This is a genomic window from Streptococcus sp. 9903 (assembly GCF_013276625.1).
Classification (GTDB): domain Bacteria; phylum Bacillota; class Bacilli; order Lactobacillales; family Streptococcaceae; genus Streptococcus.
Genome location: NZ_VMLI01000004.1, coordinates 21,270 through 47,245 on the forward strand (window position 1 = coordinate 21,270; position 25,976 = coordinate 47,245).

At 41.9% G+C, this 25,976-nt stretch carries 10 protein-coding genes; 9 read left to right on the forward strand and 1 reads right to left on the reverse strand.

What is annotated here, in order from left to right; genetic code table 11:
* Positions 1-176 precede the first annotated feature (176 nt).
* The 3 genes from HT696_RS02050 (at position 177) to HT696_RS02060 (ending at position 10,809) form a co-directional block, all read left to right on the forward strand.
* The gene (locus tag HT696_RS02050; RefSeq protein ID WP_173283238.1) at positions 177-5,099 is read left to right on the forward strand and encodes a ZmpA/ZmpB/ZmpC family metallo-endopeptidase; all 4,923 of its coding nucleotides are present in this window, start codon (positions 177-179) and stop codon (positions 5,097-5,099) included.
* Positions 5,100-5,336: 237 nt separating this feature from the next.
* Positions 5,337-9,125: a sugar-binding domain-containing protein gene (locus tag HT696_RS02055; protein ID WP_173283239.1), complete on the forward strand. Its 3,789-nt coding sequence runs from the start codon at positions 5,337-5,339 to the stop codon at positions 9,123-9,125.
* A gap of 1 nt (position 9,126) precedes the next feature.
* Entirely contained in the window at positions 9,127-10,809 is a 1,683-nt protein-coding gene (locus tag HT696_RS02060; protein WP_173283241.1) for an alpha-L-fucosidase, read from the forward strand.
* Between the two features lie 45 nt (positions 10,810-10,854).
* On the opposite strand, the gene HT696_RS02065 is transcribed toward HT696_RS02060, so the two are convergent.
* Complete coding sequence (locus HT696_RS02065; protein WP_173283088.1) at positions 10,855-12,939, reverse strand: GH92 family glycosyl hydrolase; 2,085 nt, start codon at positions 12,937-12,939, stop codon at positions 10,855-10,857.
* A gap of 170 nt (positions 12,940-13,109) precedes the next feature.
* Between HT696_RS02065 and HT696_RS02070 the strand changes: the two genes are divergently transcribed.
* The 6 genes from HT696_RS02070 to HT696_RS02105 all read left to right on the forward strand — a co-directional run bounded on the left by HT696_RS02070 (position 13,110) and on the right by HT696_RS02105 (position 25,973).
* Positions 13,110-14,390: a glycoside hydrolase family 125 protein gene (locus HT696_RS02070; protein WP_173283087.1), complete on the forward strand. Its 1,281-nt coding sequence runs from the start codon at positions 13,110-13,112 to the stop codon at positions 14,388-14,390.
* Positions 14,391-14,489: 99 nt separating this feature from the next.
* Positions 14,490-17,135, forward strand: a complete 2,646-nt coding sequence (locus HT696_RS02075) for an alpha-mannosidase (RefSeq protein ID WP_173283244.1) — start codon at positions 14,490-14,492, stop codon at positions 17,133-17,135.
* Positions 17,136-17,233: 98 nt separating this feature from the next.
* Positions 17,234-18,103 carry an ROK family protein gene (locus HT696_RS02080; RefSeq protein WP_173283246.1) on the forward strand — a complete coding sequence of 290 codons (870 nt, stop codon included), beginning with the start codon at positions 17,234-17,236 and terminating at the stop codon, positions 18,101-18,103.
* On the forward strand, positions 18,097-19,977 hold the full coding sequence (locus HT696_RS02085) for a beta-N-acetylhexosaminidase (protein ID WP_173283248.1): 1,881 nt from the start codon (positions 18,097-18,099) through the stop codon (positions 19,975-19,977). Before HT696_RS02080 ends, HT696_RS02085 begins: the two co-directional genes overlap by 7 nt.
* A 227-nt stretch (positions 19,978-20,204) precedes the next feature.
* A complete protein-coding gene (locus HT696_RS10620) occupies positions 20,205-24,176 on the forward strand; it encodes a YSIRK-type signal peptide-containing protein (RefSeq protein WP_240150236.1) in 3,972 nt (1,323 codons plus the stop codon).
* An 867-nt stretch (positions 24,177-25,043) separates the two neighbouring features.
* Complete coding sequence (locus HT696_RS02105) at positions 25,044-25,973, forward strand: sugar ABC transporter permease (RefSeq protein ID WP_007284784.1); 930 nt, start codon at positions 25,044-25,046, stop codon at positions 25,971-25,973.
* The last annotated feature ends 3 nt before the right edge of the window (positions 25,974-25,976 follow it).

Sequence of the window (25,976 nt, forward strand, 5' to 3'; positions counted from 1 at the left end):
CTTTTTGTATTGCGTTTGTTAAGAAAAGCAAAGAACATTGATATACATTTAACTAAAAATTATTGTATGTTGTTGCCCTTAACTTGGAATGATAAGGGAATAACTAGAAAGATTTGTGAATACAAACGATTTCTGATATACTAAATATACAGTAATAATGAATGATGGGAGATGGGATGAAAGAATTTCAATTTGAGAGAAAGCAGCGTTTTTCTTTGAGGAAATATGCAATAGGAGCTTGTTCAGTCTTGCTAGGAACGAGTTTATTTTTTGCTGGTATGGGTGCTCAACCTGTACAGGCTACAGAAACGAATTCAACACTAATTTCAAGTCATTATTTGGATGAGCAGGATTTATCTGAAAAGCTGAAATCTGAGTTGCAATGGTTTGAAGAAAATAAGATTGAGGTAAAAGAGGGAAAAGAATACTACTTTATCTATCGAAAATTAGCTACAAGATTACCAGAAACAGGTCTTTTTTCTAATGATGGGATGTTTATCTTGGGAGCAGGATTATTATTGCTTTCCTTCACTTTAATCAAGAGAAAAAAGGGAGCGTCTTACTTCCTTGTGACAGTCTTTGCTGTTGGTGGTTGGGGAGCATCCATCTCTGCTTTAGAAAATCTGGTAGAATTGCAACCAGCCCTTGTTAAGAGAGTAGAAGGTCAGTTTTTACCAAGTCCTGAAACAGTCCAAGGATATGAATTTACGGGATATTATTTGGTAAGAGATAGTGGTAGCAAGGAACTTTCTGTTGATAAAGTAGAGTCGCCAGCATTATCTCAAAAGGAGGACAGTTCAGAACCTCAATCTAAGAAGATTGTACCACAGACTGCATCTCATTTTAGCTCGACTGAAGATCTTGTGCAATCTCCTCAACCATCCTACGCAGTTGAGAAAATTGTTGAAGCTCCTGCAAGCAAACAAGCTCCTGCTGAAATTGGATCTATAGGTACTAAGGAAGAAGTTGCAGGAAATCCCCAAGTAGAACAACCGAAAGCAGAAGATAATAGTGATTATAAAACAAGTCCTGAGGAAGGTGTGTTAAATGCCACAGTAGAGAAACCAGAATTGCTAGTCACTACAGAGGAGGTTGCTTTCCAAACGATAGAACAAGAAGATGCAACCTTAGCTAAAGGGCAAACTAAAGTTGTTCAAGAAGGTGTTGTTGGTGAACGCACCATCTATACGGAAGTCACTATCGTTAATGGGGAAAAATCTAGTAAAGTTATAGAAAATATAATTACAAAAGAGCCGGTGGACAAGGTGATTGCAGTTGGGACTAAGGAAGAAGTTGCACCAAAATCTGAGGAAGGTAGACCAGTTCAACCTGAAAAAACTCCAATAGTAGAGAATGAAACAGAGACAAAACCAGCTGATGGAATAGGACAACCAAGACCAGGAGCAGAAGAAACGCCGGGTACAGAAGCAACACCAGGCGAGAAACAAACACCTGACAAACCCGAAGCCGAGCCGAAGCAACCAGATCCAGCAACCCCAGCCGTGGAATCAGGGGGTGAGGAAAATCAAACTCTTGCCCAACAAGGTACTGAGTCTAAGCAACCCTCTAAAGAAACTGCTGAGACCAAAGATTCTGATCCAGCAAGCCCAGTCGTGGAATCAGGACGCGAAGAAGATCAATCTCCTGCGGAACAAAAGGGTGAGGAGAACCAGCTGGAGAATTCAGTTGAGGGGGTAAAAGATGTTGGTGAGTCTGCCCCACAAGAACCCCAAAAACAACCAGAACAAACGCCTCCATCTCCAGAGGTCAACCCAAGTCAAGGAAACGAACCAGGACCAACTGCTCAGCCTGACCCCTTAGCTCCTCAAGATCAGTCAGATTCTCAGAAGAAACCAACTGTCCCAAGTCCAGTAACTAAAGAAAAAGTATTGGAATATAAAACAACATATAAAGCTTCACCAGCCTTAAATTACAAAGAGCAACGAGTAGAAGTAGTAGGCGAAAATGGTAAGGAAGTGACAACTACTTCTTACAGTTTTGATGAAAGTACTGGGAAAATAGTAGAAAACACTTCAACAAAGATAGAAAAACATCCAGTAGATAGAGTTGTTAAGGTTGGGAATGTAGAAGAAACAAGATCAACAGTCAAAAGAGGTGAACAGTTTGTTGCGGATGAGTCACTTGATAAAGGTGTCAAAGAAGTCAGAAATCAGGGTCAGGACGAAGAAACGACAACAATAAAAGTTTACAAAGTAAATGAACAAACAGGAGACTTAACTGAGCCGACTGTAACGACAAAAGTCGCTAAGTCAATGCAGGCGAAAATAACGGCAGTAGGAACTAAGTCTAAGGTTGAAATAAAGGATACTCCGTTTGAAACACGATATGTAGCAGATGAGACGCTAAGTTATAAGGAAAAAGTAGAAACACCGGGTGAAAAAGGGCGTACAGTATCAACTACAAAATACACAGTAAATCAAGAAACAGGAGCTATTTCAGAAGAAACTACAACAGAAAACACTCCAGCTAAAGACAAAATAGTAAAAGTTGGAAATGTAGAAAAGATAGTATCACCTATAGAAATTACAGAGGTGAAAAAAGACGTTCCTGAACTTCCGAAAGGAAAAGAAGTAGTTGAAGATGCAGGTGAGCAAGGGGAAACAACCGTCACTAAAACTTATGAAGTTAATCCGGAGACAGGAGAGTTATCAAATCCAGTAGAGAAGACTGAAACAACTAAAGCTATGCGACAAAAAGTAATCTTGGTTGGTACTAAAGAAGACAAACCACATCTATTGCCAGAAAATAGCGAGTTAGAAAATGCAGTGGATGTGACGGAAGCTAGTAGAGAAATGAAGTCTGTAGACTTCTTAACAGATGAAAACTTTAAAGCACAACTAACTCCGCCGGCTTTAGAAATAGACCGCGATTTTTATAAAAAACGCAGTGAGTTGAAAAAAACGCAGCCGCAGATAAGGGATGATGAAGTAAGAGAAATTCTACGAAAAGAATATCTTGAAAAATTATCGATTAAAGAAATACTCGATGCGACTAAAACCGATTTAGAAGCTAGTTTGAAAAAAGTTGCGGCGCATACCTTGAGTATTTTAGGTGACAATCAACAAAATAGAGAAAAAGTAAAAGGTGATATTGAAGCTAATAAAGAGAAAATATTACTAGGATTATCCTATATCAATCGTTTTTATAATATTGATTTTGGAGATACCAATATCCGTGATATTCTAGCTTATAATCCAAGCTCATTTGGTAAGAAAGAGGTTACTGCTTTAGATTGGTTAACACACCTTGGGTCTATGAGTTATGATGAATTAAGATTAACCAATAGTCCAAAAACATTTGAGAAATACTTTGGTAAAATTACAGATAAACCAACATTATTAGATTTCCTAGATTACAACAGAACTACATTCACTAATATGGATGGTGATACGTGGTTGAAGAAAGCGACTAAAGCTATCGTAGTTGAAAAAGCTTCGAAAGAAAAAACTGATGAAAAAGTAGACTTATATACAAAATTAACTACTCCTCCTGAGAAATATGGAGCTGAAAATCTTCAAATTGAAAGTAGAAGACAACAAAATGTAGCTACATTATTAGGTTTGGTAAATATCAAAGAGCCAAGCGTGTATGCTATAACTAACATAGCGACGGTAACCTACGGAAACATCGGAACGTATATGGATACTTCTTTAGAGAAAACCAATAAAGCTAAGTATACCGAAGAGCTTAATAAGGTTAAAGCATTGATAGAATTAACTGCGACAAGACAGGCTAATTATGTTGATACTTTATACAGAATTACAAAAGAAGAAAATCGTCCGAAACTAATTACAAATAGAGTAATTGTAGATACGATGAAACAATATACTGCAGACGTAAATGCTAGAATAAATACTACATGGTCTAAAGAATCGGGACCAACAGCAGATAAAGGGGTTAAAGACTTTATGACACCTCTAGGACTGTATTCACCATCGCAAAATGTAGGTGCAGAAGCAAATGGAGTGGGTGTCCGTTACTTTATAGATAGGGTTCTGGATGATAGGGGTTCAGCTACTTATTCTCATGAAATGACGCACTTATTAGACGGAACAGTTCTGTTTAATAATCATGGTCGTCGAGATGGTACCGCTGCAGAATTTTATGCTCGAGGAATCTTCGAGAATTCTTACACACCAGCAAAAGATACATATTTCAACTTAAACTTTGTTTATGATGAAACTAATAAAAATGGTTTCTACAACAAAACACCAGATAGATTTAAAACAGCTGCAGACTTGAAATCTTATATGCATGGAAGTTTTGATGTGTTATATAGTTTAGATTATTTAGAAGCGGAAGCAACAAAACAACTTTCAGCGGCAGATAAAACTAAATACTTCAAGAAAATAACTCCGATTACTTCAACTGGGACTAGAACACCCGTAACATACACAAATCCAGCAGTTCAAGCTACGCACAAGAGTGAAAAAATCTCAGAAATCACACTGGCAGAAGCGGAAAAACTAACGGATATCAATAGCTTGATTGATAATAATATTTTAGTGAACCGTTACATTATAAAAGGATTTACTGATAAAGGTACTATTCAAGCTAATGGGTATTATTTAGTGGATATGTTTGATACCATTTATGGTGTTAGTCAAAATGATTTTGGTATGAGTGGGGACATCACCTTTAGAAAACAAGCCTTTGAATTGATGGCTGCTTTGGGCTATTATGAAGGATTTGTTCCTTATGTGTCAAATCAGTTTAAAGAAGCAGCAGAGGCTGAAAACAAGCCTTTATCCGATACTTACATTTTCAATCAAGTTTTGAATGGTAAGAGTTATGCTGAGTTCAAAAAAGCACAGTTTAAGGAAAGAGTAGCTAAGATTGATCAATTGAAACCTTTGACAATCCAATATGAAGGTCAGGAAGTAAGTCTGACAAGTCAGAAGTTAAAAGAATTGATGCAGAAAGCTGTCCAAGAGGAGTTGAAACAGATTAAAGCAGGCAAAACAACTGCTAGCACCTATAGCTTTATCGAAACCCCAGTTCAAAAACTGAAAAAAGCGATTTATAAAGCTTATCTCAAAGATTCAGATGACTTTAGACAGTCGATTTACAATAGTTAAGACAAAAGGGACATCTCTCTGGAATGAACATTCAGAGAGGTGTTTTTTGCGCTCTTGTAAGGTTTGATCTTATTTCTTAAAAATGACAGTTTGCTTGAATATGGAGTGATTTTCAGACTTTTCCACAAATTATAGAATCTTTTCCGAGTATTTAGGGAGTGATAGAGGAAATCTTGAAAGCGCTTTTGTTTTGTGCTATAGTCAAGTCAATAGACTTGTTTAAAGAGGAATGCTTGTATGAGAAGAGAAGAAGTTTTACGGAATCACTGGTTTTTTAGTCAGGAGGTGGGGAAAGAAGAAGCCTTGGCACCGGATTTTCAGAGAGAAAATTGGCAGGCTATTCAAGTGCCACATGACTGGAGTATTTACAATGATTTTGACCAGTATTCGCCAGCGCAAAATGAGGGTGGTCAGTTAAACGGGGGTCAGGCTTGGTATCGGACACAGTTTTACTTGGAAGAAGATGCCAGTCTTGTATCGGTGCGTTTGTTGTTTGATGGAGTTTACATGAATGCCCAAGTCTATATCAACGGGCAAGTGCTGGGCTATTATCCCAATGGTTATACACCCTTTTCTTATGATATCACGCCTTATCTAAGAAATGATGGGACGGCCAACCAGCTTGCGGTTTTTGTGGAAAATCAGCAACCTAGCAGTCGTTGGTACTCTGGTAGCGGTATTTACCGAGAAGTAAAATTGTTGATTACAGATGCAGTTCATCTGGATTTGTATGGGATTAAGATAGCAAGTCCCAAGCTAAAGGAACAAAGAGATAGATGGGTGGAGACTCAGCTTACAAGTAAGGTTTCAAATGATGGACCTCAGTCCGTGTCGGTGTATTTGGAGCAGAGTATCTGGTATGATGGACAACAGCTGTCAGACTGGCAGGCGACAGACTCTCTAGTGATTGAGTCTGGGGACAAATATTCTTTCCAACAAGCCATATCAATTTTTCAACCCTTGCTTTGGGATATTGAATCCCCTCACCTTTACCAATTGAAGACACGCCTTTACAAAAATGGCATTTTGGTTGATGAAGAAGAGGAGACCTTTGGTTACCGCTATATGGATTGGCAAGCGGATAAGGGCTTCTTTCTAAATGGTCGCTGGTTGAAGATTCATGGGGTTTGTTTGCACCATGACTACGGAGCGCTGGGAGCTGTGGAAAACAGGTCAGCTGCTGAGAGACGCTTGCGCCAGATGAAGGAAATGGGTGTCAATGCGATTCGAATCACCCATAATCCAGCTAGTAGTATTTTGCTGGGTGTGGCTGCCAAAATGGGGCTACTTATCCAAGAAGAAGCCTTTGATACCTGGTATGGAGGCAAGAAAGAATATGATTATGGTCGCTTTTTTGAGGAAGAAGCGAATCATCCAGAAGCGAAAGCAGGCGATTTCTGGTCAGATTATGATTTGCGCACTATGATTGAACGTGGCAAGAACAATCCAGCGATTTTTATGTGGTCCTTGGGAAATGAAGTCAGCGAAGCAAATGGAGATGCTCATTCATTGAAGACGATCAAACGCTTGCTAGAAAGGGTTAAGGAGGTTGATGATAGCCGTTTTGTGACCATGGGAATGGATCAGTTCCGTTTTGGAGATGGGTCTGGAGGTCATGAAAAGATTGCTGATTTGCTGGATGTGGTGGGCTTAAATTACTCGGAAGATAATATTGATGGGATTCGCAAAAGACATCCCAAGTGGCGACTTTACGGATCTGAAACCTCATCGGCTACAAGGACGCGTGACAGCTATTTTCGCCCAGCTAAGGAATGGGTTGGGGATAATCGCCGCGTGCGGAATTTTGAACAGTCAGACTATGGCAATGATCGGGTTCCTTGGGGGAAGACAGCGACGGCTTCTTGGATAGCAGATAGAAATCGGCTAGACTATGCGGGGCAGTTTATCTGGACAGGAGTGGACTATATCGGCGAGCCGACTCCTTGGCACAACCAAAATGACACGCCCGTCAAGAGTTCTTATTTTGGAATTGTAGACACAGCAGGGCTTCCTAAAAATGATTATTATCTCTATCAAAGTCAGTGGTTGGACCTAGATCAGCATCCTATGGTTCATATCCTGCCCCATTGGAATTGGGAAATTCACAAGAGTTATCAACAAGTTGTGGATAAGTATGGGGATATACCTGTTCGAGTGTATTCAAATGCTGGTTCGGTAGAGCTATTTCTCAATGGAAAATCCCAAGGTAGGAAGATATTTCAGGAAAAATGGACCTCAGATGGTAGAAAATACCAAGAGGGAGAAGGTTCTGACCAACTCTATCTCGAATGGCCTTTGGCTTATCAACCGGGAGAATTGCGTGCTGTAGCTTATGACCGTCAAGGTCAGCTTGTGGCAGAAGATAGGGTGGTGACTGCAGGTAAGCCTGCTAAGATTGGGTTACATGCCGAGAAATCACAACTGGAGCCAGATGGGCAAGACCTCCTCTATCTCTATTTTGATGTATTGGACAAGGATGGAAATTGGGTGCCGAGCGCTTCCAATCAGCTTCATTTTAAAATTGAAGGCCCTGCTCGCATTGTGGGTGTGGATAATGGTAGGCAGGCTAGTCGTGAACGTTACCAAGCCCAGAAAAATGGTCGGTTTCAGAGGAAAGCCTTTCATGGCAGAGGTGTCCTCTTAGTTCAGAGCTTGGAGCAGGTGGGTCTAGTCAGAGTAAAGGCCAGTGCCAGAGGGCTAGAGCAAGCAAGTTTTGATCTCTTAGTGGGAGAGACTTTGGTTTGCCAGCCAGTAAAAAATCAGCGCTTGTTTGAGATTCGAATGGACAAGCAGACCGGTTTACAAGAAGGAGATTCCCCAGCCATTGGACTTTATCCACAAACTGTGGATAACCCTGTGAACAAGGTGGGGAATAGTGAAGTGATTTGGGAGACGAGTGGTAGTGCCCACGCCATTATTAAGCAGGGAGTGCTTCATTGTTTGTCTGCTGGCGACTTGGCTATCCGAGCCATGTATCAAGGCAAAACCTATCAAACTCATTTGCAGGTCACAGAAAATACCTCACTAGGGCAGGCAGTTTCTGTACGACCACTTCGCTTGTATACAGCTAAGGGAACTTATCCACAGCTGCCATCTTCAGTTTTGGTGGACTATGAGCTCGGGAGTGCAAAACGAGTCAAGGTTGTTTGGGAGGCAATATCCGAAGAAGATATGGCAAGCTTTCATGAGTTTACGGTATCTGGTCAGCTAGAGGGTTTGGATTTAAAGGCTTCTGCTCAGGTTTGTGTCCAAGGGATTTCCGCTATTGAACCTGAAAGGGTTTGGACGCTTGTCAAGGAAGTCCCACATTTACCAGACCGAGTCAAGCTAGTCTTATCAGATGGCAGACGAGATACAGCCAAGGTGACTTGGGATGAACTCGATCCTCAAATCTATACTCAGGTAGGAGAATGCGTTCTCACAGGGCAGGTAGCGGGCTGTGAGTTGCCAGCAATAGTCACCATTCATGTGACAGGTGCCAGTGTAGATGGGGAAGTTATTTCCAATCAGTGGACAGGGTCTAACCTGCCTCTGGTCTTTGCTTCTCACTCAGAGCCGAATCACCCAGCCTCATATCTCAATGACAAGGTCATTGCTCGGAAGAAATCGACAGCCAATACTTGGATTACCAAGTCAGAGCAAGCCAGCGTGGGCATGCTTTTTGGAGATGCAGGGATTTTAAAACCGCGATTTGTGGATAACGTGACCTTGTATTATGTTGAAAATCAAGAATACGTGGCGATGGAGCCTACTTTTATTGATTATTATGTAGGGAATGAGCCTAGCTTACCTCGAACTCCCAACCATTTGGATAAGGATTCCCTGCTCAAGCAAGAGGAGAATTGGCGCCCTGTATCAGCTATCCGAAAAGTTTCAAGCGACAAGGATGAAGAGCTTCGTTTTGAATTTGATAAGGTAGAGACTTATGCCCTTCGTCTTGGATTTGAAAACTTGACAAGCCCTCTAGCGTTAACAGAGTTGCAAGTACATGCCAAAAAAGTTAAGAAAAATGTAGATAGGAAATAGTATGGTAAGAGAAATAAAACCGCATGGGCCCTTGCCTAGTCAGGCCCAGCTAGCTTATTTAGAGGATGAACTAGCAGCCTTTATCCATTTTGGGCCTAATACCTTTTATGACCAGGAATGGGGGACCGGTCAGGAAGATCCTGAACGATTTAATCCGACAAGGTTAGATGCGCGTGAGTGGGTGCGTGTGCTCAAGGAAACGGGTTTCAAAAAATTGATTTTGGTGGTCAAGCACCATGATGGCTTTGTCCTCTATCCGACGGCTTATACGGATTATTCGGTCAAGGCCAGTCCTTGGAGGAATGGGGAGGGGGACTTGCTCCTTGAAGTATCCCAAGCTGCCACAGAGTTTGATATGGATATGGGGGTCTACCTGTCACCTTGGGATGCCCACAGTCCTCTCTATCATGTGGAGCGAGAGGCGGACTATAATGCCTATTATCTGGCTCAGCTGAAGGAAATCTTATCAAATCCTGCTTATGGTAATGCAGGAAAATTTGCTGAGGTCTGGATGGATGGTGCCAGAGGAGAGGGCGCTCAAAAGGTCAATTATGAATTTGAAAAATGGTTTGAAACCATTCGTGAACTGCAGGGAGATTGCTTAATTTTTTCAACAGAAGGCACTAGTATCCGCTGGATTGGCAATGAACGAGGGTATGCAGGTGATCCACTGTGGCAAAAGGTGAATCCTGACAAACTAGGAACAGAAGCAGAGCTGGATTATCTTCAGCATGGAGATTCTTCAGGCACTATTTTTTCAATCGGTGAGGCAGATGTTTCCATCCGGCCGGGTTGGTTTTACCATGAAGAGCAGGATCCTAAGTCACTTGAGGAGTTGATCGAAATCTACTTTCACTCGGTGGGTCGGGGAACTCCACTCTTGCTTAATATTCCGCCGAATAAAGATGGGCTCTTTGATGCAAAGGATATTGAACGCCTCTATGAATTTGCGGCCTATCGCAATGAGCTCTATAAAGAAGATTTGGCTCTGGGAGCTGAGGTATCTGGTCCTGCTCTTTCCGCAGACTTTGCTTGTCGCCATTTGACAGACGGCCTTGAAACTAGCTCTTGGGCAAGCGCTGCAGACTTGCCCATCCAGCTAGAACTAGACTTAGGGGCGCCTAAAACTTTCGATGTGCTTGAGTTAAGAGAAGATTTGAAGCTGGGGCAACGAATCGCTGCTTTTCATGTGCAAGTAGAGGTGGATGGTGTCTGGCAAGAATTTGGCATGGGCTTTACCGTTGGTCATAAGCGTCTCTTGCGAGGTCCGCTAGTAGAGGCACAGAAGGTGCGCGTGATAATTACCGAGGCACAATCTATGCCTGTATTGACCAAGATTTCCCTCTATAAAACTCCGAGGTTATCACAAACAGTAGCTGTTCAGGGGTTAGCTTTTGCAGAAAAAAGTCTAGCTGTGACAAAGGGAGAGACTCTTCATTTTAGGATTGAACGTAGCGAAAGTAATACTCCTTTGGAAGCTAAGATTTCGATTCAACCAGGGACAGGTGTCCATGGTGTCGCCTATCAGGACGAGATTCAAATCCTTCAATTCCAAGCAGGGGAATGCAAAAAAGATTTGCATCTACCAACCCTGTATTTTGCTGCTGATAAGACCTTGGATTTCTATCTCAATTTGACTGTTGATGGACAGTTGGTTGATCAACTTCAAGTACAAGTTTCATAAAATAAAAGAGCCTTTGCACGATACAAAGGTTCTTTTGTCTACTAGCTAGTGACTTGGTAACCAGCTGAGGGTGAAGGTTAGTTGTTCAGCTTTTAGGAGATCTTGGTGTTGAATAGTTGATACAAGTGTTTTATCCAGTCGGCATTCTTTTACAAAGTTGAAATGGCTGTGGTTTTGCTCAGTATGAATATCTAGCCATTTATTTTCTTTAGCTAGGTAAATACGGAGGTGATTAAAGAGAGGGATTCCGAGATCATAGTTTGGTTTGCCTGGACAGGTCGGATAAAATCCGAGAGCTGACCAGATGTACCAGGCCGAGAGACTACCATTGTCTTCATCGCCAGGATAGGCTTGCCAGCTTGGGTGAAAGGCTTTTTGACGTAAGGTCTTGATAAGAAGGGCAGTGTAGTCAGGGTAGTTACTGTAACGGAAGAGATAAGGAATGTGGAAGCTAGGCTGGTTGGAAATGGCTATTTGTCCAAAAGGAGCAGTAGCCATTTCGCTCATTTCGTGAATTTCGTAACCATAGCCTGTTGTCTCAAAGAGGGGAGCATCTTGACAGATTTTCAAAAGATAGTTGCTGAAGGCTTCTTTTCCACCCATAAGTTGGATTAAATCTGGGATGTCGTGGAGAACGCCTAAAGTTGCTTGGATGGCTGAACATTCGGCATAGTCGCGTCCCCAACTATAAGGAGAGAAGTCAGGACGGAAGTTGCCTCGATTGTCTCGCGCTCGCATGTAACCTGTCTCAGCATCAAATAGATGGCGGTAATTTTGTGAAGCGGTTTTATAAGTTTCTGAGATGTTTGTTTTTCCTAGTTTCTCAGCACAGCTGGCGATACAAAAGTCGCTATAGGCATAGTCTAGGGTATGGCTGACGCTTTCGTGGTGGTCGGTAGAGAGGTAGCCTAGTTCTTGGTATTGGGCTAGTCCGTGACGACCATTGATGCCGAGAGGGTCGGCCTTGCTGGCTGTTTCAAGCATGGCTTGGAGGAGTTCTTCTTCCAAGTCGGGAGCCATGTCCTTGCAGGCGCTATCTGCGATAATGCCATCTAACAGGGTACCTGGCATCATACCCCGTTCATCTGGAGCTAGCCATTTTGGAAGGAATCCAGTGTCGCGGTAGTTATTGAGAAAGCCTTCTAAAAAGAGACGATAATGCTCTGGTATGACAAGGGCAAAGAGAGGGAAGGTGGTACGGAAGGTATCCCAGAAACCATTGTTGCTAAAGAGGACACCAGACTTGACAGTGCCAGTAGACAGATCCATGTGGATGGCTTGCCCTGATTCATCAACCTCATAAAAAGTTTGCGGGAAGAGGAAGAGTCTGTAGAGACAGTGGTCAAAGAAGGTTCGGTCAGCCTCTCCTATCTCTATAATGTCAAAACGATGGAGGAGATTTTCCCAATCCGCTTGGGCACTTGATTTACAGCTATCAAAATCTTCTTGAGGTAGATTAAGCAGTGCTTGAGAAGGAGAGATGAAAGAAGTGGCTAGCTGAATCTCGGTTTGACTACTTGCTAAGTCAATTCGCCAGTCTCCACCTTCTTGGCTGATAGCAAGAATATCCGTGTTCATTTGCAGGGCAGTGAACATAGTTAGTGGATTTTTGTTGGTTTCAGTTTTTCCTTCTTGTCGTAGGGCAAGAGTTCGCTTATCTACTTGCTCTACGGTCAGTTCATCTGCTGCGTGAAGATAGAGGGAGAGGGCTTTGCCTTGCTTTTGCTTCAAACGAATAGAAGCACCGTAGCAAGTCGGTGTGAGCTGGGTTTCAATCTGATAGCGCAGGGAGAAAATCTTCAGATAATGAGGTTGGAAAGAGGCCTTATCCATATCGTAGGAAGACTGACGATGGAAGAGGCTGTCTCCACCCAGTTGACCGGTGATAGGTGTCAGAAGGAGCCAAGAGTAGTCCCCAATCCAAGGACTTGGTTGATGGGTCAATCGAATCCCCTGAAAGATAGGCAGATGTGGATCAAAAAACCAAGAGCCCTCCTGGTCACTGGTCTGGGGCACAAAGTAATTCATCCCAAAAGGAACGCCTGTGTATGGCAGGGTATTTCCCCGAGAAAAGGCATGCTTGCTGGCAGTCCCAAAGCGGGTATCGATGGTTTCAAGTAGTGGTTTCATAGTCTTTCCTTTAGCTGTTTTTCTACATTATATCAGAAAAAGATAGCCTATAGAAAAGGAGTTTCAAAGATAACTATTTTGTAGAAAAATGACTATCATTTGTGTATGTATTTTCTGTCTCAAAAGCTATATACTGAAAATGAAACTTGTTTGAAAGAGGATACTGCACGATGATTTATTCAAAAGAAATTGTTAGAGAATGGCTAGATGAAGTAGCAGAGCGGGCTAAGGACCATCCAGAGTGGGTGGATGTTTTCGAGCGTTGCTACACAGACACCTTGGACAATACGGTTGAAATCCTAGAAGATGGTTCAACCTTTGTCTTGACTGGGGATATTCCTGCTATGTGGCTTCGAGATTCGACAGCCCAACTCAGACCCTACCTGCATGTGGCTAAAAGAGATTCGCTCCTGCGTCAGACCATTGCAGGTTTGGTCAAGCGTCAGATGACCTTGGTACTCAAGGATCCTTATGCCAATTCCTTCAACATTGAGGAAAACTGGAAGGGGCATCACGAGACCGACCATACAGACCTTAATGGCTGGATTTGGGAACGCAAGTACGAGGTGGATTCGCTTTGCTATCCTTTGCAGTTGGCTTATCTCCTCTGGAAAGAAACTGGCGAAACTAGTCAGTTTGATGAGACTTTTGTCGCAGCGACTAAGGAAATTCTCCATCTTTGGACGGTAGAACAAGATCACAACAACTCTCTTTATCGTTTTGTCCGAGATACGGACCGTAAGGAAGACACCTTGGTAAATGATGGCTTTGGCCCTGATTTTGCAGTGACAGGTATGACTTGGTCCGCTTTTCGTCCGAGTGATGACTGTTGTCAGTATAGTTACTTGATTCCGTCAAATATGTTTGCTGTAGTAGTCTTGGGTTATGTGCAAGAAATCTTTACAGAATTGAATCTAGCTGATAGCGAGAGCATTATTGCTGATGCTAAGCGTCTCCAGGATGAAATCCAAGAAGGAATTGAAAACTACGCCTACACAAGCAACAGCAAGGGCGAGAAAATCTATGCCTTTGAAGTGGATGGTCTAGGAAATGCTAGTATTATGGATGATCCAAATGTACCAAGTTTGTTGGCTGCGCCTTATCTGGGCTACTGTTCGGTCGATGATGAAGTGTATCAAGCTACTCGCCGTACCATTCTGAGCCCTGAAAATCCATATTTCTACCAAGGAGAATACGCTAGCGGCCTCGGAAGTTCCCATACCTTCTATCGCTATATCTGGCCAATCGCTCTGTCTATCCAAGGATTGACAACAAGTGATAAGGCAGAGAAGAAATTCTTGCTGGATCAGCTGGTTGCTTGTGATGGTGGTACAGGTGTCATGCACGAAAGCTTCCACGTGGACGATCCAACTCTCTACTCTCGTGAATGGTTCTCTTGGGCTAACATGATGTTCTGTGAATTGGTCTTGGATTACTTGGATATTCGCTAAGGAACATGCTTTAGCGCAACTGATTCTTGGAAAGAATCACAAATTTACATCCAAAAACGTTAACAATAAAAATTTAAATTTAGAATGAGGTTTTACTTCATGGAAAATGTTGTCGTACATATCATCTCACATAGTCACTGGGACCGTGAGTGGTACTTGCCTTTTGAAAGCCACCGTATGCAGTTGGTGGAATTGTTTGACAATCTCTTTGATCTCTTTGAAAATGACCCTGAGTTCAAGAGCTTCCACTTGGATGGTCAAACCATTGTCCTTGACGACTACTTGCAAATTCGCCCTGAAAATCGCGACAAAGTCCAACGTTACATTGACGAGGGCAAGCTTAAAATTGGTCCATTTTACATCTTGCAGGATGACTACTTGATTTCAAGTGAAGCCAATGTCCGCAATACTCTTATTGGTCAGCAGGAGGCTGCAAAATGGGGTAAATCTACTCAAATTGGTTACTTCCCAGATACCTTTGGAAATATGGGACAAGCTCCTCAAATCCTTCAAAAATCAGGCATTCATGTGGCAGCCTTTGGTCGTGGTGTGAAACCGATTGGATTTGACAACCAAGTCCTCGAAGATGAGCAGTTTACTTCCCAGTTTTCAGAAATGTACTGGCAGGGTGCGGACGGAAGTCGTGTCCTCGGGATTCTCTTTGCCAACTGGTACAGTAATGGGAATGAAATCCCAGTTGATAAAGACGAGGCCTTGACCTTCTGGAAACAAAAACTGGCAGACGTGCGTGACTATGCTTCGACCAACCAATGGTTGATGATGAACGGCTGTGACCACCAGCCTGTTCAGAAAAATCTGAGCGAAGCCATTCGTGTAGCAAATGAACTCTTCCCAGATGTAACCTTTGTTCATAGTTCTTTTGATGAATATGTACAAGCCGTGGAAAGTGCCCTACCAGAGCAGTTATCAACGGTTACAGGTGAGTTGACCAGTCAGGAAACAGACGGCTGGTACACACTTGCCAACACTTCTTCATCTCGTATTTATCTCAAACAAGCCTTCCAAGAAAATAGCAATCTCCTAGAGCAAGTTGTAGAACCCTTGACGATTATCACTGGGGGTCATAACCACAAGGATCAGTTGACCTATGCTTGGAAAACTCTTTTGCAGAACGCGCCGCATGATAGTATCTGTGGCTGTAGCGTGGACGAAGTTCACCGCGAGATGGAAACGCGTTTTGCCAAGGTCAATCAAGTTGGAAACTTTGTTAAGAGCAATCTTCTCAACGAATGGAAGGGTAAAATCGCTACAGCTAAGGCTCAAAGTGATTATCTCTTTACTGTCATTAACACAGGCTTGCATGATAAGGTTGATACTGTCAGTACAGTGATTGATGTTGCGGTTTGTGATTTCAAGGAATTGCACCCAACAGAAGGTTACAAGAAGATGGCTGCCTTAACCTTGCCAAGCTACCGTGTGGAGGACTTGGATGGGCGTCCTGTAGAGGCTAAAATCGAGGATCTTGGGGCAAATTTTGAGTACGATTTACCAAAAGACAAGTTCCGCCAAGCTCGTATTGCTCGTCAAGTGCGCGTGACCATCCCTGTTCATCTAACACCTCTCTCTTGGACAACCTTCCAATTGCTGGAAGGAGAGCAAGAACACCGCGACGGTATTTACCAAAACGGAGTGATTGATACGCCATTTGTAACAGTGAGTGTGGATGACAACATCACAGTCTATGACAAGACAACTCACGAAGCCTATGAAGACTTTATCCGCTTCGAAGACCGTGGTGACATCGGAAACGAGTATATCTATTTCCAACCAAAAGGAACAGAGCCAATCTATGCAGAATTAAAGGGCTACGAGGTCTTGGAAAACACAGCTCGCTATGCTAAAATCTTGCTCAAACATGAATTGACCGTGCCTGTCAGTGCAGATGAAAAGCTAGAAGAAGAGCAAAAAGGCATCATCGAGTTTATGAAGCGTGAAGCTGGACGTTCAGAAGAATTGACAAGCATTCCTCTTGAAACTGAGATGACTATCTTCGTTGATAATCCACAAATCCGTTGCAAGACTCGCTTTACTAACACTGCCAAAGACCACCGTATCCGTCTCTTGGTCAAGACTCATAACACGCGTCCAAGCAATGATTCTGAAAGCATCTATGAGGTGGTGACACGACCAAACAAACCAGCTGCTTCATGGGAAAATCCTGAAAATCCTCAACACCAACAAGCCTTTGTCAGTCTGTATGACGATGAAAAGGGTGTAACTGTATCCAACAAGGGATTGAATGAATACGAAATCCTTGGAGACGACACCATTGCAGTGACTATTTTGCGTGCATCAGGTGAGCTAGGTGACTGGGGTTACTTCCCAACACCAGAAGCACAATGCTTGCGTGAGTTTGAAGTCGAGTTTGCGCTTGAATGCCACCAAGCCCAAGAACGCTTTTCAGCCTATCGTCGTGCTAAAGCCTTGCAGACACCGTTTACCAGCCTTCAGCTTGCTAGACAAGAAGGAAGCGTGGCTGCGACTGGTAGCCTCTTGAGCCATTCTGTTCTCAGCATACCGCAAATCTGTCCAACAGCCTTTAAGGTAGCTGAAAATGAAGAAGGCTATGTCCTTCGTTATTACAATATGTGTAGTGAAAATGTACGTGTACCGGAAAGTCAACATCTCTTCCTTGACCTGCTTGAACGACCATATCCAGTTCATTCAGGCCTCATTTCACCACAAGAGATTCGTACAGAATTCATCAAAAAAGAAGAAATTTAAGATTTTGAAAATGTTTGATAACTAATACTACAAGATAGAAAGGAGGGGCGAAAAGGTAAGAATTAACTGCTGATTTGCCCCTTTTTATGGTAAAAAAAATGACCATTGCAACGATTGATATCGGAGGGACTGGGATTAAGTTTGCCAGTCTGACTCCTGATGGGAAAATACTAGATAAGACAAGTATTCCAACGCCTGAAAGTTTGGAGGATTTACTAGCTTGGCTAGACCAGCGCTTGTCAGAACAGGATTACAGCGGAATTGCTATGAGCGTTCCAGGTGCGGTCAATCAAGAGACAGGTGTGATTGATGGCTTCAGTGCGGTGCCCTACATTCACGGATTTTCTTGGTATGAGGCGCTTAGCTCTTATCAGATTCCTGTCCATCTGGAAAATGATGCCAACTGCGTTGGACTCAGTGAATTACTGGCTCATCCAGAACTTGAAAATGCAGCCTGTGTCGTAATTGGGACAGGGATTGGCGGAGCCATGATTATCAATGGTAGACTTCATCGAGGTCGCCACGGCCTAGGTGGAGAATTTGGCTATATGACAACCCTTGCCCCTGCTGAAAAGCTCAACAACTGGTCGCAACTAGCATCAACTGGAAATATGGTGCGCTACGTGATTGAAAAATCTGGTCAGACTGATTGGAACGGCCGCAAGATTTACCAAGAAGCCGCAGCAGGAAATGCCCTTTGCCAAGAAGCCATTGAGCGCATGAACCGCAATTTGGCGCAAGGCTTGCTCAATATCCAGTATCTCATCGATCCAGATGTCATTAGCCTGGGTGGCTCTATCAGTCAAAATCCAGATTTTATTCAAGGTGTCAAGGAAGCTGTTGACGACTTTGTCGATACCTACGAAGAATATACGGTCGCACCCGTCATCCAAGCCTGCACCTATCATGCAGATGCTAATCTCTACGGTGCCCTTGTCAACTGGTTACAGGAGGAAAACCAATGGTAAGATTTACAGGGCTTAGTCCCAAACAAACTCAGGCAATCGACTTGCTGACAAAGCATATTTCTTTACCAGATGTTGAGGTGTTAGTCACTCAGTCTGATCAAGCTTCTATCTCTATCAAGGGTGAGGATGGTCACTATCAATTGACCTACCGCAAACCTCACCAACTTTATCGTGCCTTGTCCTTGTTGGCAACAGTTCTAGCAGAAGGTGATAAAGTAGAGATTGAGGAACAAGCAGCTTACGAAGATTTAGCCTATATGGCTGACTGTTCGCGCAATGCGGTGCTGAATGTCGCTTCTGCCAAGCAGATGATTGAACTCTTAGCTCTCATGGGCTATTCAACCTTTGAACTTTACATGGAAGACACTTACCAGATTGAAAGGCAGCCTTACTTTGGCTATTTCCGTGGAGCCTACTCAGCTGAGGAGTTGCAGGAAATCGAAGCCTATGCCCAGCAGTTTGACATGACCTTTGTGCCTTGCATCCAGACCTTGGCCCACTTGTCAGCCTTTGTCAAATGGGGTGTCAAGGAAGTGCAGGAGCTCCGTGATGTGGAGGATATTCTTCTCATTGGCGAAGAAAAGGTTTATGACCTGATTGACGGCATGTTTGCTACTCTATCTAAACTGCAAACCCGTAAGGTCAATATTGGGATGGACGAAGCACACTTGGTTGGCTTGGGACGTTACTTGATATTGAACGGTGTTGTGGATCGTAGTCTTCTCATGTGCCAACACTTGGAGCGCGTGCTGGATATTGCAGACAAATATGGTTTCCACTGCCAGATGTGGAGCGATATGTTCTTTAAACTTATGTCAGCAGATGGCCAGTACGACCGCGACGTGGAAATCCCAGAGGAAACTCGTGTATACCTAGACCGCCTCAAAGATCGTGTGACCTTGGTTTACTGGGATTATTACCAGGATAGCGAGGAAAAATACAATCGCAATTTCCGCAACCATCATAAGATTAGTCATGACCTTGCCTTTGCAGGGGGAGCTTGGAAGTGGATTGGCTTTACACCTCACAACCATTTTAGCCGTCTAGTAGCTATTGAGGCCAATAAAGCCTGCCGTGCCAATGAAATCAAAGAAGTCATCGTGACTGGTTGGGGGGACAATGGTGGTGAAACAGCCCAGTTTTCTATTCTCCCAAGCTTGCAAATCTGGGCAGAACTAAGCTACCGCAATGACCTAGACTGTTTGTCTGCACACTTCCAGACCAATACAGGCCTATCGGTTGAGGATTTTATGCAGATTGACCTTGCTAACCTCTTGCCAGATCTACCAGAAAATCTCAGTGGCATCAATCCCAACCGCTATGTCTTTTATCAGGATGTTCTTTGTCCCATTCTTGACCGACACATGACACCTGAACAGGACAAACCACACTTCGATCAGGCTGCTGAGATACTTGATGAAATCAAAGAAAAAGCTGGTGCTTACTCTTACCTCTTTGAAACTCAGGCTCAGTTGAATGCCATTTTAAGTAGCAAAGTGGATGTGGGAAGACGCATTCGTCAGGCTTACCAAGTGGGCGATAAAGAAAGTCTACAAGAAATCGCAAGGCAAGAATTACCAGAACTCAGAAGCGCGATCGAACACTTCCATGCCCTCTTTAGCCATCAATGGTTGAAGGAAAACAAGGTCTTTGGTTTGGATACAGTTGACATCCGTATGGGCGGACTCTTGCAACGCATCAAGCGAGCAGAAAGCCGTATCGAGGCTTATCTGGCTGGTCAGCTTGACCGCATCGACGAGCTGGAAGTGGAAATCCTGCCATTTAACGACTTCTACGCAGACAAGGGCTTCGCAGCCACAACAGCCAACCAATGGCATACCATTGCGACAGCTTCAACGATTTATACAACTTAAAAACAAGAACACCTTGCCTGGCGCAGGGTGTTTCGCGTGAAACAGAAGAATTGGATAAGATGCATGATACCAAGCTTAGTTCATAACATTTGATTTATAAAACAAAAAAGAGTATAATAAATTATGCCAGTCTAAAATATGCATAAATATTTTAGGGGGGGGGGCTTTTTATTTGTCCTTCCATTATATATTAACCGATAATTATCGGAAAAGGAGCAAAATAATATATGTTTTATAAAGGTAATGAAGATAGAGAAAAACGCTTGCGGTTTTCGATTCGTAAGGTTAGTTTTGGTGCTGCTAGTGTTGCGGTAGCAGCCTTGTTCATGTTTCCAGGAAATGGGACAGTGTCTGCCACAGAGCAAGGTGTAACCCCAACTAATGAGGGAAGACAAGGCTCACCACTGAAAGACCCAGATGTCCAGAATGGAACCTACGGGGCGACTCCAGTAGTCAGTCAGTTGGATGGAAATTCTGGTGCCAGTGAGGTAACTGCTCCGAAAGGTCAAGAAGAAACAACTACTCCAACATCTACTGATGCAAGCGCATCATCAGTCGAATCACCTACTGTTTCAAAAGAGAAAGAAGAAACATCTACTACTGCCACTCCAGCGCCAGTAGTATCATCGACTGCTTCAGCAACAGAAAAAGCAGAAGAAAAAGCTACATCTGACTTGGATAAAAAACAGCTGGAAGATTACGTAGCAGAAATTGATGCTAAATTAGCCTCAGGTAGCTATGCGACTAAGACAGATGAAAGTGTCGCAACCCTTAAAGAACATTTAGAATTAGCAAAACTTGCCCTAACAACAGCCACAAGTCAAGAGGAGTTGACAAAAGCTTATAGAAGACTCTTTACGACAGTGAACAGCGGTTTACGTAGTAAGCCTAAAGCGCAAGTGGAAAGTCCTAAACTAGATACTACAGAAGGAAAAGCGACTGTCGGTAAGAAAGCAAGCAATACTGAGAAAGCTACAGGAACCAACTCTATCGCAAACTCAGGACAACATGATCCACGTAATAGACAAGCCCTAGATAGAAACAATCCATTCCGAACAGGTGAGACAACGACTGATACTGATCCATCAGCAAACCAGACTTACACAGCACCTGCAGAGAATGCGGATTTAAAAACGTTAGCAGATAAGTTAAAAGCATTGCCTGAAGTTATTGAGAATAATAAAAAAATTCAAAATATGGATGCATTAGGGGATGGAAAAAATATTGCAAAGGGTAGTGTTGCTGAAATTAAAGAATTTGGTGGATGGAAAGCAGTAGGTGAAAATGGGAAATTTGCGATTGCTAGAAAAACTGAAGCTGGAGTTTTCCCAGCATATACAGTAAATATTACTAGAACTAATCAGGTTTGGGTTAGGGAGCAATCGTTTGATAGACGTAGTGAATATATTTTATTACTATCAAAATTAGTTACTAAACAGAATAGAGACGAACCAGTCTATGATGATAAACCCTATTTAGAAAATAATGAACCCGGTGCACAAACAGCGAGAGCAGCTAAGTGGTTTGATGGAATTGAAAAAACTTTTAAAGCATATGCTTCGAATGAAGGAACAAAAGTAACAGTGAACTTTAAAACGGGTTATACTGGTGATAATAATGGATCAAAAGCTAAATATAAAGTAGAAGTGTTCAGTATTGAAAATGGCAATGAACAGTTAATTTATACGGCAGTAGTCTCACCAGAAAAAAACGTGAATAGTCCTGAAATGAAAGTAGTTGCTGCAAGAGATGGAAATGCAAAAAATCAGACTTTTAGTGCTAATAGTCTTTCAAAAGAACAGATAGAAGAAAAATTAGCTTTAACTGAAAATAGACCGAATGCAACAGGAGGGACATTTACAAGTAGAGAAATTAATTTACCAAAGGGAGTAACTTCATATAAGGTGAGAATTAGTTTGGAAAACAAACATCAAGCTGGTATGAGTTATAATTCATCTTATTTACAGTACTCTTTACCTATTACTGGATTGGACTTCAATGTAAATCAAGATACAAGTATAGTTGCGAAGAACCTCTTACAAAGAATTTATGATAAATTACTTGAAACGGAAACGACTGATAAGGCAGGGAAAACGGACGATACTATCAATGCATATACAGCTGAACTTGAAAAAGTACGTAATCTTCTTACTGGACAGTTAAAAACAACAGCAGACTATAAAAAGGCGTTTTCAACGCTTTTAGCAAAACAAGAAGCTTTAGTACCTGCGGCAACAAATGAAGAAAAGACTAATCTATCTGCGCAAGTTGATGCGTTGAAAAAGGTATCAACAGAAAATAAAACGCCTGAAAGCATTGATAAATACAATGAAGAGTTTGATAAGTACAATCAGGACATTCGGTCATTAAAAGAAGAACTAAGGACTATTTTAGCCAAACAAGGAAATGCAACTAAAGATGAGGTCAGTCAAGTATTACAAAAAGTAGAGGAAGTAAAACGCAAATTAGATGAAGCTAAAAGCTTGTTAGTTGAAAAAGGAAATAAGACGGAGTTAAGAAAAGCGGTAGGAGAAGAAACTACTGTTAAAGGAAACTTTAAATATTATAATGCAGATAAAACAAAGAGGGATGCATATGATGAAGCGATAAAAAGTGGACAAACAGTAATAGCTGATGCTAATGCGGATCAAACCCAAGTAGATGAAGCGCTCAAAGCCATTACAGAGGCTAAAAAAGCCTTAGATGGAGCACCAACTGATAAAGAAGCCTTAAAAACAGCTTCAACAACAGATGCGCAAAACACCAAAACAACGGATGCGAAGTACTACAACGGAACAGACGCTCAGAAACAAGCGTATGATACGGCGGTATCAGCAGCAGCTGACGTTATCTCGAATCCAAACGCTACGCAAACCCAAGTAGATGAAGCGCTCAAAGCCATTACAGAGGCTAAAAAAGCCTTAGATGGAGCACCAACTGATAAAGAACCATTGATAAACACCACTGACGCATTAAATAATTTAATTTTAGAAGATTCGACAAAAGGAAAAACCAAAGCGACGATTGATGAGTATAAAAAAGTACAAGAAGAATCAGAGAAAGTTTTAAAAGAAGTTAAAAAAGTTATTGATAATAAAAATGCTTCACAAATTGAAGTTAACAAAGCCTTAGAACTAGCAATTCAGGCAAAAGATGCTTTAGAAATTGCGAAAAAATCATTACTTGATGCTGTAGAAGCTAGAGAAGTAGTTGAAACGACAGCAAATGAAAAAATTGCAAGTATCAAAGCAGATAAAAAACTTTTTGATGAAGAAAAGCAAAAAGCACTTGATACAGTTGAAGCCTTAAAAGAAAAAGCATTAGAAGCAATCGACAACTCCACAAAACAATCAGAACTCGATAAAGTTCTCAGAACCTTCTTATACCAAGTTGATCAAGATGCACTTGTAACTGATCTTCCAGAATTAAAACTAGAAGATGCCCTGAAAGCTTTAATCAATGGAGGAGTGAAAGTTGAACGTGGCACAGCCCTTTCCCAAGCAGATGTGTTAGCGAAATTAGATTTACCAGAAGAAATCTCAGTCATCAAGATGGTATTGCCTGATACGAATACTATCGGTACTAAAATTTCTACAGTGACATTAAGACTAGCGGATGGAAGTGTACAAAAACTTGAAGTTCCAGTTGAAGTGATTTCACCAAACAATCAAGATATGATACCTCCATATAATGGTGAAAACTACGGCCCTTCTGCCGATAACGGAATGACGAACACTCAAGCCAAAGTGAATAAATCCAAGTTAGAAAGTGCTATTCATCAGCTAGATGAGCTAATCATCCAAGAATCAGCTAAGCTTGATGCAGAAACTGCAAAAGAAGCGAATGCATTATCAGCAGATGCTAAGAAAGTATTTGCTAACGCAGACGCAAGTCAAGCAGAAGTAGATACAATGGTGAAACGTATTGAAGACTTCATGGCTAAAGTTTCTCCAGTAGCTGACCATGTAACTCCAGCTGAGGATCAAGCATCTCAAACACCAGCTGTAGCTCCAGCTACAACTCAAGCAGCGAATGCCAACCAAGAAGCATCAGCACAAGCAAATGCGCCTAAAGAATCTAAAGAATTGCCAAATACAGGTACAGCAGATTCTACTGTAGCTATGGTAGCAGCAGCCGCAAGTGCCTTACTTGGTTTTGGTCTTGCAGGCCGTCGTCGTAAAGAAGACGAAGAAGCTTAATTGGTAGATTGTTTGATAATTATCGAATAATAAGTCCGATTTTCAAAGCTGAAACAAGTACCTCTCATAAGAAAATCTCCTAGCAGGAAAGCCTGCTAGGAGATTTTTGCATGTCAGGAAGTGGACGGCTGACTGTAACTGTTCAATAACGAGGTATATTGAAAAATTTTCAGACTCGAGAACTCACTGATAGTTACTAAGCTGGAGATTTCTTATTTGCACTTTTTGTAGGGAGTCAGTCTGGGAGAAATCAGACACTATAATGAACTGAGTCTGGACTAGTACAATATCGCTTCTAAAACATTGTTATAAATTGATTTGGCCTTGCCTTATACTTAATGAAAATCAACGAGCAAACTAGGAAGCTAACTGCAGGTTGCTCAAAACACTGTTTTGAGGTTGCAGATGGAAGCTGACGTAGTTTGAAGAGATTTTCGAAGAGTATTAGCTTTCTAAAAAAGTTGGGAAAAGTAGTACCTTTATTTTTAGACAGAGATCAGGATGAGTTTTGAGAAAAAACGTTAAAAAGAGAAAAACCTCTATGGTCAAAAGTCTATGGAACTTGATAATAGGCTTTTTTCTAAGAATAGTGGGCTTCATTGCTCCTAAAATTTTGTTTGAGAGACTAGCACAGGGTAACAGAGTGACGCCATCACGGTGCAAATAGAGATAAAATAAACAATTGATTTAGGACATTTGTTTGATAGTGGTGATAAAGTTTTAAATCTGCTACATAATTTGTGGAGTTTTTTCTATAATTAGGAGTTTAACCTAATCTGCAAATAGGAGTATACTAATAATGTAATCGTTATCAAAAGTCTAAAAAGGAATTTTTAGATGGATATCAAAATAAAAAGGGAGGAAATTATGAATAAGTTTTCAAAAACCTTGAGAGACAACTGGATCTTTCTCTTGATGGTTTTGCCAGGAGCACTCTGGTTGATTCTATTCTTCTACATTCCAGTATTTGGGAACGTGGTTGCCTTCAAAGACTACCACATGACCAGTAATGGTTTCATAGATAGTATCATAAATAGTAAATGGGTCGGACTCGATAATTTCAGATTCTTATTTAGTTCAAGAGACGCCTTTATTATCACACGAAATACGGTCCTCTACAATCTTGGCTTTATCTTTCTAGGTTTAGTTGTATCTGTAGGGATTGCCATTATCCTCAGTGAACTCCGTTCCAAGAGAATGGTGAAGATTTTCCAAACTTCTATGTTGTTCCCTTACTTCTTGTCTTGGGTTATCATCAGTTTCTTTACAGATGCCTTCCTAAATATTGATAAAGGGGTGTTCAATCATTTATTGGAAAGTCTTGGTCTAAAAGAAGTCAACTTCTACGCTGATTTGGGAATTTGGCCTTATCTCCTACTTTTCCTAGGTATTTGGAAAGGTTTTGGATATAGCAGTGTCATGTACTATGCGACGATTATGGGAATTGATCCAACCTACTATGAAGCAGCGACAGTAGACGGAGCCAGCAAATGGCAACGGATTCGCAATGTAACCATTCCGCAGTTGACACCATTGGTAACTGTATTGACCATCCTTGCAGTCGGAAATATCTTCCGTGCAGACTTCGGTCTTTTCTATCAAATCCCTCACAATGCTGGTCAGCTTTACAACGTAACCAACGTTTTGGACGTATATGTTTATAACGGATTGACTCAGACAGCGGATATCGGGATGGCTTCAGCAGCAGGTCTCTACCAATCAGTAGTCGGATTGATTCTGGTGGTTCTATCAAACTTACTGGCAAGACGAGTTGATCCAAACTCAGCTTTGTTCTAGAAA

Coding starts and splice junctions, on each gene's coding strand:
- HT696_RS02050 (WP_173283238.1), top strand. CDS start 177: ATGAAAGAATTTCAATTTGAGAGAAAGCAGCGTTTTTCTTTGAGGAAA.
- HT696_RS02055 (WP_173283239.1), top strand. CDS start 5,337: ATGAGAAGAGAAGAAGTTTTACGGAATCACTGGTTTTTTAGTCAGGAG.
- HT696_RS02060 (WP_173283241.1), top strand. CDS start 9,127: ATGGTAAGAGAAATAAAACCGCATGGGCCCTTGCCTAGTCAGGCCCAG.
- HT696_RS02065 (WP_173283088.1), bottom strand. CDS start 12,939: ATGAAACCACTACTTGAAACCATCGATACCCGCTTTGGGACTGCCAGC.
- HT696_RS02070 (WP_173283087.1), top strand. CDS start 13,110: ATGATTTATTCAAAAGAAATTGTTAGAGAATGGCTAGATGAAGTAGCA.
- HT696_RS02075 (WP_173283244.1), top strand. CDS start 14,490: ATGGAAAATGTTGTCGTACATATCATCTCACATAGTCACTGGGACCGT.
- HT696_RS02080 (WP_173283246.1), top strand. CDS start 17,234: ATGACCATTGCAACGATTGATATCGGAGGGACTGGGATTAAGTTTGCC.
- HT696_RS02085 (WP_173283248.1), top strand. CDS start 18,097: ATGGTAAGATTTACAGGGCTTAGTCCCAAACAAACTCAGGCAATCGAC.
- HT696_RS10620 (WP_240150236.1), top strand. CDS start 20,205: ATGTTTTATAAAGGTAATGAAGATAGAGAAAAACGCTTGCGGTTTTCG.
- HT696_RS02105 (WP_007284784.1), top strand. CDS start 25,044: ATGAATAAGTTTTCAAAAACCTTGAGAGACAACTGGATCTTTCTCTTG.